This is a genomic window from Ruminococcus albus 7 = DSM 20455 (assembly GCF_000179635.2).
Taxonomy (GTDB): domain Bacteria; phylum Bacillota; class Clostridia; order Oscillospirales; family Ruminococcaceae; genus Hominimerdicola; species Hominimerdicola alba.
In genome coordinates, this window is record NC_014833.1 from 29,551 (window position 1) to 43,011 (window position 13,461).

Below are 13,461 nucleotides of genomic sequence, written 5' to 3' on the forward strand. Positions count from 1 at the left end.
TATAAGGGCATAAAAAATGGAGGACTTGATGTCCTCCATTTTGCTGTATATGGTATTTTACATCCTGTATCCGCAGTTTGAACAGAACAGTTCGTCATCGCCTACCAGTTCGCCGCACTTGGGGCAAAGCTTTACTGAGGGGCGCTTTGGAGTAACAGCATTCGGGTCTTCGTTGTAGGTAGCAGGCTTTGTTTCACCTGTAAGACCCTGAACGGGCTGAGTGTTCTCACCGAAGCCGAAAGCACTTTCCTGTTCACTGTTTTCTGGTACAGCAGTATATTCAGGGGTGCTGACGGTCTGTACCTTTTCCTTTTTATTTTTGATTCTGCGCGGGACCTCAACAACAAAGTCCTCTCCGCCTATACGGGCTAGTACAACGATACCTGCTATGAGTATCAGCAGACCTGCGATGATGGGGAAGCATATCTTTGCGAGAATAACTGAGCCGATGAATTTATCGCTGTCGTAATTGCTATTGAAATAATCACCTATGAAATTATCTTTTTTTGATAAAATGTAGAGCAGCAGAGCGGGATGCAGGCTCAGAGTAATACTCATGAATATACTCACCCAGCCGAACTCTCTGCCCATGCGCTTGTATTTAGCGGCAGAGAATGCCCAGAACATAATAACCAGCGAGAACAGTGCCATAGGGATATATGCAATATTATTATAAAGAAAAGTATCAAGTTCAAATGACATATCAAATACTTGTTTTGAAAAGAACTGAGTGTACAGCAGACCACCAATGTAGTTACCTGCGGGAGCACACATTGCCAGCAGTGCAGCGATACAGGTCATTACACATACTCCGCCGCCGCTGTAAGTCAATTTTTTCTTGCAGACATTTTTAGCCATTGTCAACATCACCTTTATCCTTATTTATTTTAGTATTATTATCATAACCTATTTGAGCTGTTTTGTCAACAGCATTTTCTGTCTTTGTGTCGGGAGAGGTATCGTTATCGGATATCTCTATCATCACGGGTTCGGGTACCTCGGCGCCGCTGTATTTTGGTTCTGGGAGGGGTACATCTGGTGCAGGGGTCTTTTCGGTATGAGAGAACAGCTTGCGAAGATACTTTCCGTGTCCGATATCAGCCAGGGCTACGATGATAAGCAGTATTACACCGAATATGGATATAATAAGTGACAGCCGCCAGTAATTGGGTGAGAACTTCATTTTAACGATATTCTCGCCTTTTTCAAGGGGTATGGCGATAAGGCTGTCATCAACTGCCTTTTCGGGTCTGACGGACTTTCCGTTGACCTCTATCGTCCAGCCGTTTTCGTATGGGATAGTTGTGAACAGCATCTGACCGTCCTTTTCGGCAGTGACTTTTCCTGCAAGCTCGGTATCCGCAAAATCGGTTACTTCAAATACGCTGTCCTGCATTTTTTCAACTGCCTTGGAGAAACCGTCGTAGTCAAAGCTGTAAAACAGCTTATCGCGCCAGTAAGCTTCATTATCTTCATTGGCGATAGTTATGCGCACACGTATCTCCTGGTCTTTCAGGAATCTGCCTATCTTCATTATGGAGTAGTTATCGCCTGTGAAGAACTGTCCGACGTATTCCATATTGTAAGCGTCATCAACGTAGTCATCCTCTGGCTGGTACCAGATATTGCAGCTTCTTTCATACTTTGTGGGAAGATACATATAAAGGTCACTGTCTTTATCCATGCGCACTACGTAATCGACATGACACTCCTTGATGCTGTCATCAGCGGGATAGTACTTTATATGATCGTCGGTAGTACTTATAGTGAGGACATTCTCAATATCGCTGTTGATTATGTCAACGGGTGTGAAGAAATCATAGTCCTCACCTGCCAGGGCATTGAACAGTATGTTCTGATTTCTGAAGGGGTCATCATCGTTCAGGGCTACCTCTTTGATATCACCCTTTGCAGCAACACCAAGACCAAGGGTATTGGGATTTCTGTAGAACTTGAAAGTTGTGGGTACGGTCTTTGTTTCGCCGTCAACTACCTTCTGATGATCAATGCTTATCTCGGTTTTCAGCTTATACTCGTCAGGCACTTTATATTTGCTGCTTACGAACATATCATTTCCCGTTTTGTCCATAATATACCTGATATCGAATATTGCATCTGTCATTGGGGTAGCGCCGTCATATTTGGTATAATGTCCGCCGTAGGCAAAGCCAAGCCTGTGCAGCATGAGAAGAGCCGGGGCATTCATGGTCGAGCTGGAATGTGAAAGGCTTTTATAGCCCGTACCTATCGCATCATTTACGGTACGGTGGAAAGTAGCCTCCATACGGTAGAATGGGTCGGGGTCGTACTTCTCTATCATATCCACAGCCTTTTTCAGGTCGGACATATATGGCTCGTATGAGCTGTACTTTGAATAGGAAACATCAATATCTATTTTTTTGATAGTATCTATATTCACTGCAAAAAGCTCGGCAGTAAGCACCAGGGTAAGGGAGAAAGCAACTCCCCGTGAACGCGGGTACCTGCGTATCAGATACAGCAGTACAAAGTATACGATAAGAGCTATCATGCTGACCCATATACCCTGTATCACATTATAGGGGTCACCATTTTCGCTTTTGCGTGTGACGAACAGCTTGAAGTGGGAATAGTTTTCCCTTTCGCACCAGAATAGGAACACCATGAGCCCGAAGAACACGCCGCCGATATTCTTTGCGGTTATTCCTTCCAGTTCCTCAAAGGATCTGAATGCCATACATAAAAGCAGGAACGAGATGATGAAGGAATACCTGAAGGGCAGCCAGTTAGGCACCTGAAAACCGTGCATAGCCATATCCCAGGGCTTTATATACATAAGCACTGTCATGATAACGGTAAGTACACCGGTGGCAGTCTTTTCCTTGACGTTGATCCTGTCATTCATAAAATACAGGGGTACCAGCAGCAGCACAGCTGTACCGCAGTATACCATAGGCATACCCTCGGGGTATACGGTATCATAGGTCATGGGGAAAAGCTTGGTTATCAGTGACAGAAAATCGAACTGAGTAGCCAGTGAGAAATCGGGGTCTGTGAATTCAAACTTGCCCAGCTTCAGTGAGTTGTATACGGGTATGAGTATCCATGCGGCACACATAAGGGCGATAACGGTACCTGCACCGAAGGCAAGACATCTCAGTATAAATTTTTTCGGCAGTGCTCTTTCGGGGTCTGAAAGGCATACATAGCAGAAATAGAAAAATGTGAATATACCTACCATATAGCCTATATAGAAATGGGCTATGAACATCAGTGCAAGTGGTACTATATATGGCAGCAGCCTGCCCTCGTATACCAGCCTGCGTACTCCAAGACATATCAGCGGCAGATAGATAAGTCCATCCAGCCACATAGGGTCCATTAGCTGCACCACCATGAATGCCATGAGTGCATACATCAGCGGGAATAGTATCAGTGAAACTGTTTTAGGCGGGTGTTTTGCTGTGCGTTTCAGGAAGAAGCAGAATGTTACGGCAGCGGTGCCGACCTTTGCCAGCTGCATGATAAGTATAGCGGTGAGCATCATGTGCCGCGGCAGAAGTGCTATTATTATCATGAAGGGGCTTGCCAGATAGTAGGCGAATATTCCGAACATCTCACCGCTGAGATTTCTCGACCAGTTATATATCCAGCTTTCGCGTCCCCAGAAAGCTTCGCGGTAATGCTCATAGTAATAGACGTACTGTCCGTTAAGGTCAAGCACCAGCACTGAGCCGTCGCCTATGGGGTGTATCCTGAAAAATGCATAGGAGCCGTACATTATGGCTGCGGCAAGAAAGAATACCGCAAAGTACAGCCTTCTGTCTATACAGAATCCGCCTATGCCTTCAACGCATCTTCGCAAAAAGCTGCCCCTCTTATCGGGGGGGCAGAGCTTTTGTATATTATCCATTATTATCTTTATCCTCTCTGTTGCTGACTATTTCCCTTATTATATACCTTGGCCTCTGTTTTATCTCCTCGTATATCTTGGCGATATAATATCCTATCACACCAAGGCTGAACATTATTATACTCGATGTCAGCAGCTGAAGGATTATGACAGTTGGGAAACCTGCTTCGGAATTACCGAAAAATTTATTGTATAGCGTGTTAACACCCAGTATCACCGATATCAGGAAAGTTATCACGCCGAATATGGTCACTATCTGCAAAGGTGCAGAGGTGAAGGATGTGATATTGTTCACGGCAAATTTTATAAGCTGTGATGCGTGCCATTTTGACTGTCCTATCTCGCGGTCTGCGACTTCAAACATGACCCTTTCGGTGCGGAAACCTACCCAGCCTGACATCGCCCTGAAGAAAGTAAGTCTTTCGGGCATACGGTTAAGTGCATCTATAACGCATCTGTCCATCAGCTTGAAATCCGAAGCGTCCTGCATATCCAGTCCGCCTGTACTGCTGATAAGCTTGTAGAAAAGCAGGGAGAATCCCTTGTACATAAGGTTTTCCTTGCCGCGGTCTTTCTTTCTGCCCTCTACGATATCGACTCCGCCTTTTTCCCATATACGGTACATCTCGACTATTGTATCCACGGGAAACTGCATATCGCAGTCAAAGATAACGGCGCAGTCGCCTTTGGCAGTTTCAAGTGCCGCAAACATAGCGCTCTCCTTGCCGAAGTTACGCGAAAAATTCACAGCGACGATATGGCTGTCAGCTTTTGCGAGAGTTTTCATTTTCTCCCAGGTCTTATCAGCCGAACCGTCGTTTACGAATACTATCTCATAATCTATATTATTTTTGGTCATTGTACTGCCCACCGCAGCGGCAGTACGCTCAACATTACCTTCCTCATTATAGGCAGGGATAAGTACAGATATCATTACACTCACTCCCGTATATCATATTTCTTCGGACTTTTCAATATACTCTCCGTTTTTTCTTACTATGCCCTGTCTTACGGAATAAGCCCTTACAGCAAAGGATATCACCATGATGTATGCAGTCAGCTTGCTTAGAAATGCCAGCATTCCCGAAACGTCCTGTATCCCCTGAACATCCGTAAGACGGTTGATGATATCGCTTAACAGATTCACCGTGATACACAGTGCCGCCTTATTGAAGATATCTTTAAGGCGGAGTATATCTGTGTGGTTATCGGTAAGCTGTAGTTTTTTGTTATTTTCAGTCACATGGTTGCCTGCTTCTAAGAAAGCAGTGATACCTGCAGTCAGCCTGAGAGCGAGGGCAGTATTGATCATACCCAGCAAGCAGGCTGTTATATTTCCAACAGCAGTGCGGTCTTTTACGATGAATTCAAACAGCGCGGATATGCCTGCGCTGAGCAGTGCTGCACCCACACCGATGACCGCATTTTTCTGCAGGATCATGGCAGCCTTTTCACGTCCGTTATCCGATATGATACTTTTTATATATTTACAAAGCGCGATACCCCCAAGCCCGCTAATGCGGACAGGGGGTCGTTCATCGTTATCATATTTAAGTGATCCATACTGTCTGACACACAGCTCTTTCAGCTCAACTGCGCCTGCCATACACATAGCGGCGCCGATGGCTTTCAGCAGGAAACCTGCTGACCAGTCAAGAGGCAGCTGAATTAGCGATAATGTCATTCCCAGAAATATCAGGTACATTAACTCAGCCCTTTTTCTTGAAGGTGGATTTGATGAGCAGGCCTGCACCTGCGAATATCATACCGAACATCAGCACATACACATAGAGGGTATTGCCGTATCTGGCATGGAATTGCAAAGATGACAGGAGGGATATTACTATTATCAGTAATCCCAGTGCTGCAACGGAATAGCCTATAAAGCGTTTTTTGCCGTCCAGGAAGAAGATAAGACCTATGCCTAACAGCAGGGGTATCAGCATAACACCGCCTGATATCTGCATACCGAACAGGCTGTACATACCTGCACCGAAGCCCAGTCCTCTGCCTGCGGATACTGTAAAGGAGTTGAGCAGCCAGTAAAGTCCGCCGCCCAGCAGTAAAAATCCCATAAAGAACTGCAGAGTTTCATTACCCGCAGAACCGGTCTTATTTGTATCCTCATAATAGCTCATAGAAGTTTTTTTCTTACCGTTCATAATATCCTCGACTTCCTTAGCTTCTTTTCTGTTTCTTTTTGCAAAAGCTCTCGCGCTTTTTTCTGCTCTTTTCATTTCCTTATCAAAAAACGAAGTTTTTCCAAACATAAATCATACCTCCGTTCTTATACGATACATTTTACGTCTATGGGATATTATCCCCTTCCGATGATATAATTATAAGCTATTTTCCCCTGAATGTCAATACTTCCGCGATTGCACTTATGTTAATATCGGTTGCGTTTTTTATACGGTAGAATGGTATATATTTCCAATTAAAATCAAGGAGAAGTATTTGTTGCTGTTATTTTACGAAATGTCATTATATTGCTAATTTATTGACATTTAAGCTGAATTATTGTATAATGAGTGCAATAGTTCAGTATCGGTACGTTTGAGATATTTGAAAGGAAAGATGAAGGATGAAGGATGAAGGATGAAGGATATAAAAAGGTATGCGGCTGTTATATGTGCGGTAATGCTTTCGGCTGCGGTGCTTTCAGGCTGCGGTGACAAGAAGGAAAACAGTGAGAGCAAAAGTCAGGATAAAAGTGACAGCGGTGAAGAAGTATCGGGCGGAAACGACAATTACAACGGACAGTCTGTTGATACGGGCTGGGAATGGTCAAATGTGGAGATAGTCGGAGGAGGCTATGTGCCGAACATAATCTACAATCCCACGGAGGAGGGACTTGTATACTGCCGCACTGATATAGGCGGTGCATATAAACTGAACAAGGACAGCGGCAGATGGGAATGCATAACAGACTTCATTGGCGGTGATGACTGGAACTATATGGGTATAGAAAGTATCGCCACCGACCCTGTGGAGCCTGAGAGGGTATACATAGCGGCAGGCACCTACTCCAATGCGAACGGAGCAATATTCTATTCGGATGACTACGGTAAGAACTGGGGCATATTCGAGCTTCCATTCGGATGCGGCGGCAACGAAGTCGGCAGAGGTGCAGGCGAGAGGCTGCAGGTGGATCCCAACGACAACTCTATAATATACTTCGGTTCACGTGCAGACGGATTTTGGAAGTCGGAGGACTACGGCAGGACATGGGCTGAGGTAAAGAGCTTCCCGACTAAGGGAGGATATTCAGAGGACGGATATGCACAGGGCATAACCTTTGTGGCATTTGACAGATCGAGCGGAGGATCCGGCAAGGCTACGCAGACAATATTCGCAGGTGTTGCGGCTGCGGAAGGCAGCTACATATACCGTTCGGATGACGGCGGAGAAACATGGATGGGTATAGAGAATCCAACGGCGGCGATGACAGGTGATGACAGGCAGCAGCTGAAGCCTTGTCAGGGAGAGGTAAGCTCGGACGGGTATCTTTACACATTGTGGTCCATGAAGATAGGACCCAACGGTGCTACCGATGGTGCGATACAGAAGTACAGCATAGAAACAGGAGAGTGGAAGGAGATAACTCCCGATACGTCAGTGAAATGCGGATACGGCGGTATATCGGTGAACCCGAATGATCCTGCCATGATAGTATGCACCACCCTTGATCTTTGGGCACCCGGGGACAATATATTTGTCAGCTTTGACGGCGGTGAGACATGGGGAAGTATATGGTACCGTGATGAGAACAACAGCAAGGTAGATAATTATACTATGGACATATCCTCATGCGGATGGCTTGAATGGCATGGTCAGCTGAAACCCGGCTGGTGGATGACGGGTGTGGCAATAGACCCGTTCAACAAGGATGAGATAATGTACGGCACAGGTGCGACTATCTACGGTACCACGAACCTGACTAAGGTGAATGAAGAACCTGTAAATATAGAAGTTCGCGCTATGGGCATTGAGGAAACGGCGATATTCGATTTTGTTTCGCCTATGCCCAACGATGAGAATGCACCGGATCTTTATTCCATAATGGGAGATATCTACGGGTTCAGACATCAGGATGCGAATGTTTGTCCCGAGGAGCATTTCGGTGATTTCAAGTCTACGGATATCGACTGTGCTGCGATGGACTATAATATAGTAGTAAGGGCGACGGACGAAGGAAGCGGTACGGTATACTATTCTAAAGACGGTGCTGTTACCTGGCAGGAGGTTAAAACTCTGCCCGAGGGTGTTGATAAAAAGGGCGGCGGTTCTGTAAAGCTTTCGGCAGACGGCAGTACCATACTCTATGCGGCAGGTGTTGCAGGTGCGGGGGTATTCATCACCGATGACTTTGGGGATAGCTGGACGAAGTGTGAGGGTGTACCCTCGGCGGCGATGATAGAGACCGACAAGGTGGATCCCGACAAGTTCTATGCGGCATTTGACGGTGCGGTATACATAAGCACTGACAAGGGTAAAAGCTGGAATAGTCTGGCGACACTGCCTGTATCGAATTTTACCATGCAGGTATGTCCCGATGCTGAGGGTGATCTGTGGATAAACATAGGTAGCGGGCTTTTCCTGATGGATACACAGACGGGTGAGCTTAATAATATGTCAGCGGAGATCCGTGACTGCAGAGCGATAGGCTTTGGCAAGGCTGAAAAGGACGGAGATTATATGTCGATATATATGCTGGGTCAGGTGAATGACAACGGGTACGGCGTATATATATCTCAGGACAAGGGAGCAACATGGAAGCGCATAAACGACGATGCACACAAATGGGGCAACGTGAATCCTGTGATATCAGGTGACCCGAAGCACTTCGGCAGAGTGTATATAAGCACAAACGGCCGCGGTATAATCCGTGGAGATGTTAAGTGATATAATAAACTCCCCTCGTTCGTAAGAAAGATACTCATATAGAAATTTTAAGCCATGGTATTTCTGATCTACAGTCAGAAGTACTATGGCGTTTTTATTGACAATGCTGCAATGCTATGCTATAATTGTTACGAATATAAACCGGGATTTGGAGGAGCATACAATGAAAATAATAGCGATCGGAGCAGTTACAGCAGGTGGGAAAACAACAGTTGTCAATGCAATTAAAGATAGGTTACCAAGGACAACCTCGCTTCACTTTGATGACTACTCATTCGACGGAGAACCTGATGATTTCACAAAATGGGTATCGAAAGCTGAGGAATTCTATAATGTATGGGACTTGTCACCATTAAAAGCAGATGTTGAAAGGATTATCAATAGTGGAGAGTATGATTATCTGCTGTTGGATTATCCCTTTGCATATCAGAATAAAATGATGAAAGATTATCTGGACTGCTGTATATTTATTGATACGCCGTTAGACATCGCAATGGCTCGTAGAGTGCTTAGAGATATGAAAGAGGCTTCTGCTGATGAGATTCGTAATGAAATGAATACATACTTGAATGCTGCAAGAGTTTGTTATGTTCAGATGCTGACAGAAATTTTACCGAATTCCGACTATGTGATCGACGGTGCAAACGATCTTGAAACAATTATCAATGAAGCTATGGAAATAATATTAAGGTGCTAACTTCTGATTTATCTTAGCAACCGTATAAAATATAATGCCCCTGAGCGCATAAACGCTTGGGGGCAAAACTTCTATATGGTTACCAGCCGTAAGACCGGGGGGATTTTTATATCAGATCATTGCAGGAGAATGTCTGAATGTCGAAATTGGGTTAGGGTATACTAACTAATTTGCACAAATCTTACCTGTTAAATTTTTCACGGATAGGGCAAAAAAACCGAAAAAGGTCTTTACAAACCGAAAAAAACGTGTTATACTATAAGAGTTAACGCGTATACGTTTTGTTAGTTATGCCAGAATATATACGCTGACCTTTTGAGAGAACGTTTCTCAAATCATATCGGGCTGTCCGCCCGTAGAAAGGATGATCGTTTAAATGGCAAGAAAAATGAAAACCATGGACGGTAACAACGCTGCTGCTTGGGCATCATATCCCTTTACAGAAGTTGCTGCTATCTATCCTATCACCCCTTCCTCTGTTATGGCTGAGGTTACAGACCAGTGGTCTGCTAAGGGTCAGAAGAACCTGTTCGGTACTCCCGTAAAGGTTGCAGAGATGCAGTCTGAGGCAGGTGCTTCAGGTACTGTACACGGTTCACTGAGTGCAGGTGCACTGACTACCACCTACACAGCTTCACAGGGTCTGCTGCTGATGATCCCTAATATGTACAAGATCGCCGGCGAACTTCTTCCCTGCGTTATCCACGTTTCCGCAAGATGCGTAGCTTCCCACGCACTGAACATCTTCGGCGACCACTCTGACGTATATGCTTGCCGTCAGACAGGTTTCGCTATGCTGTGTTCTTCCAACGTACAGGAAGTTATGGATCTGGGTACAGTTGCTCACCTCTCTACAATCGAGAGCAGAGTTCCTTTCCTGCACTTCTTCGACGGTTTCCGTACCTCTCACGAGATACAGAAGATCGAAACTTGGGATATCGAAGATGTAAGAGAGATGACCAACTTCGAGAAGATCGAGGAATTCAGAAAGAACGCTCTGAATCCTGAGCATCCTATCCTGAAGGGTACTGCACAGAACCCTGACATCTTCTTCCAGGCAAGAGAAGCTTGCAATCCTTACTATGATGCTGTTCCCGGTATCGTTGAGGATTACATGGCTAAGGTCAATGCTAAGATCGGTACAGATTACAAGCTCTTCAACTACTACGGTGCTCCCGATGCAACTCATGTAATCGTTGCTATGGGTTCTGTATGTGATACTATCGAAGAGACTATAGATTACCTGAACGCTAACGAGGGCACAAAGCTGGGTCTTGTTAAGGTAAGACTTTACAGACCTTTCGCAGCTGACAGACTGGTAGCTGCACTGCCTTCTACTGTTGAGCAGATCTCTGTTCTCGACAGAACCAAGGAGCCCGGTTCTCTGGGTGAGCCTCTGTATCTTGACGTTGTTGCTGCACTGAAGGGCACACAGTTCCACGATGTACCTATAGCAAGCGGCAGATACGGTCTGGGTTCAAAGGATACAACTCCTGACCAGATCAAGGCTGTATACTGGAACGCAAGCTGGAAGGATTCCTACAAGCCTCGTTTCACACTGGGTATCAATGATGACGTTACCAACCTCTCTCTGGAGAGCGAGGGCAAGCTGGATTCCGCTCCTGCAGGCACAACTGCTTGTAAGTTCTGGGGTCTGGGTGCTGACGGTACCGTTGGTGCTAACAAGAACTCCATAAAGATCATAGGTGACCACACCGATCTGTATGCACAGGCTTACTTTGCATATGACTCCAAGAAGTCCGGTGGTGTTACAGTATCTCACCTGAGATTCGGTAAGACTCCTATCAAGTCTACTTACCTGATCAACCAGGCTGATTTCGTAGCTTGCCACAACGAGTCATACATCAGCAAGTACAACATCGTTAACGACATCAAGCCCGGCGGAACATTCCTGCTGAACTGCCAGTGGGATGAGGCTGATCTTGAGAAGCACCTCCCCGGTCAGGTGAAGAGATATATCGCTGAGAACAACATCAAGTTCTACACAATCAACGGCGTTAAGATCGGTAAGGAGATCGGTCTGGGCAACAGGATCAACACTGTTCTCCAGTCTGCATTCTTCAAGCTTTCCGGCATCATTCCTATGGAAGACGCTATCAAGTACATGAAGGACGCTGCTACTGCTTCTTACTCCAAGAAGGGTGAAGCTATCGTTAAGATGAACCACGACGCTATCGACGCCGGCTGCCAGCAGGTAGTTGAGGTCAAGGTACCCGCTGCTTGGAAGAAGGCTAAGGATACCAAAATGGGCATGGACAAGGTTAGCGAGAAGCAGGAGAAGAACAAGACTCTGCGTGACTTCGTTAACAACATCCAGATCCCCTGCAACGCTCAGGAAGGTGACAAGCTGCCTGTATCCACATTCAAGGATATGGCTGACGGTGTATTCCCTCAGGGCTCTGCAGCATTCGAGAAGAGAGGTATAGCTGTTGACGTTCCTGCTTGGGACGGCGCAAATTGTATCCAGTGTAACTTCTGCTCTTATGTTTGTCCTCATGCTGTTATCAGACCCAGCATCATGACAGATGACGAGCTGAAGAAGGCTCCTAAGCTGGCACAGGATAAGGCAGTACCCGTAACAGGTATGCCCGGCTACAACTTCGTTATGACTATGTCTGCTCTGGACTGCACAGGCTGCGGTTCTTGTGTAAACGTATGTCCCGGCAAGAAGGGCAACAAGGCTCTGAACATGATGCCTCTGGAGAGCCAGCTTGCTGAGCAGGAAGTATTCAACTACGCTCAGTCTCTGCCTGAGAAGCCTGAGGTATTTGAGAAGTTCAAGGAGACTACTGTTAAGGGCTCACAGTTCAAGCAGCCTCTGCTTGAATTTTCCGGCGCTTGCGCAGGCTGCGGTGAGACTCCTTACGCTAAGCTCATCACACAGCTGTTCGGCGACAGAATGTACATCGCTAACGCAACTGGTTGTTCTTCGATCTGGGGTGGTTCTGCTCCTTCGACTCCTTACACCACCAACAAGGATGGCAAGGGTCCTGCTTGGGCTAACTCCCTGTTTGAGGATAACGCTGAGTACGGTTACGGTATGTTCCTGGCTCAGTCCACAATCAGAAACAGAACTATCGCTAAGGTTCTTGAACTCTCCAAGACCACCAAGGCTGCTGCTGTTAAGGAAGCTGCTGAGGCTTACCTGAGCACAGTTGATAACGGTGCTGCTAACAAGGCTGCTACCGCTGAGCTGATCGCTGCTCTGAAGAAGTCCAAGAGCGCTGCAGCTGATGAGATACTGAAGGATGCTGATTACCTGGCTAAGAAGTCCATGTGGATCTTCGGCGGCGACGGTTGGGCATACGATATCGGTTTCTCCGGTGTTGACCACGTTCTGGCTTCCGGTGAGGATGTAAACATCTTCGTATTCGATACCGAGGTTTACTCCAACACAGGCGGACAGTCATCCAAGTCTACTCCTACCGGTGCTATCGCACAGTTCGCAGCAGCTGGTAAGGAAGTTAAGAAGAAGGATCTGGCTGGTATAGCTATGTCTTACGGTTATGTTTATGTTGCACACGTTGCTATGGGTGCTGACATGAACCAGTGCCTGAAGGCTATCCACGAGGCTGAGAGCTACAATGGTCCTTCCATCATCATCGGTTATGCTCCTTGTATCAACCACGGTATCAAGGGCGGCATGAAGATCGCTCAGACCGAGGAGAAGAAGGCTGTTCAGGCTGGTTACTGGCATCTGTACAGATATGATCCTCGTCTGAAGGCTGAAGGCAAGAATCCTTTCATCCTGGATTCCAAGGCTCCTTCTGCTGATTACAGAGAGTTCATCATGGGCGAAGTTCGTTACAACGCACTCGCTAGACAGAACCCTGAGAGAGCTGAGAAGCTGTTTGCTAAGGCTGAGCAGAACGCTAAGGATAGATATGACTATCTGCTGAGATATGCTAAGCTCTACAACACTGCTGATGAGAAGTAATTCTTAAAA

The 13,461-nt window shown here is 46.2% G+C and carries 8 protein-coding genes; 3 read left to right on the forward strand and 5 right to left on the reverse strand.

Translation table 11 applies throughout. The annotated features are described in order from the left end of the window. Positions 1-57: 57 nt before the first annotated feature. From RUMAL_RS00135 to RUMAL_RS00155, 5 genes are read right to left on the reverse strand one after another with little or no spacing between them, the layout of a single operon-like run. The gene (locus RUMAL_RS00135) at positions 58-858 is read right to left on the reverse strand and encodes a zinc ribbon domain-containing protein (protein ID WP_028504505.1); all 801 of its coding nucleotides are present in this window, start codon (positions 856-858) and stop codon (positions 58-60) included. Further along, a complete protein-coding gene (locus tag RUMAL_RS00140) occupies positions 851-3,892 on the reverse strand; it encodes a YfhO family protein (RefSeq protein WP_013496790.1) in 3,042 nt (1,013 codons plus the stop codon). Before RUMAL_RS00140 ends, RUMAL_RS00135 begins: the two co-directional genes overlap by 8 nt. Next, complete coding sequence (locus RUMAL_RS00145; RefSeq protein ID WP_013496791.1) at positions 3,885-4,826, reverse strand: glycosyltransferase family 2 protein; 942 nt, start codon at positions 4,824-4,826, stop codon at positions 3,885-3,887. Before RUMAL_RS00145 ends, RUMAL_RS00140 begins: the two co-directional genes overlap by 8 nt. A gap of 18 nt (positions 4,827-4,844) precedes the next feature. Next, the gene (locus tag RUMAL_RS00150) at positions 4,845-5,597 is read right to left on the reverse strand and encodes a hypothetical protein (protein WP_013496792.1); all 753 of its coding nucleotides are present in this window, start codon (positions 5,595-5,597) and stop codon (positions 4,845-4,847) included. A 4-nt stretch (positions 5,598-5,601) separates the two neighbouring features. Next, the gene (locus RUMAL_RS00155; protein ID WP_013496793.1) at positions 5,602-6,162 is read right to left on the reverse strand and encodes a hypothetical protein; all 561 of its coding nucleotides are present in this window, start codon (positions 6,160-6,162) and stop codon (positions 5,602-5,604) included. Between the two features lie 328 nt (positions 6,163-6,490). Here RUMAL_RS00155 and RUMAL_RS00160 point away from each other — a divergent pair, with 328 nt between their 5' ends. The 3 genes from RUMAL_RS00160 to nifJ all read left to right on the forward strand — a co-directional run bounded on the left by RUMAL_RS00160 (position 6,491) and on the right by nifJ (position 13,452). After that, positions 6,491-8,797, forward strand: coding sequence for a sialidase family protein (locus tag RUMAL_RS00160; RefSeq protein WP_013496794.1), 2,307 nt, complete (start codon positions 6,491-6,493; stop codon positions 8,795-8,797). Positions 8,798-8,960: 163 nt separating this feature from the next. Further along, positions 8,961-9,494: a nucleoside/nucleotide kinase family protein gene (locus RUMAL_RS00165; RefSeq protein ID WP_013496795.1), complete on the forward strand. Its 534-nt coding sequence runs from the start codon at positions 8,961-8,963 to the stop codon at positions 9,492-9,494. 376 nt (positions 9,495-9,870) lie between these two features. Further along, a complete protein-coding gene (gene nifJ / locus RUMAL_RS00170; protein ID WP_013496796.1) occupies positions 9,871-13,452 on the forward strand; it encodes a pyruvate:ferredoxin (flavodoxin) oxidoreductase in 3,582 nt (1,193 codons plus the stop codon). Positions 13,453-13,461 lie beyond the last annotated feature (9 nt).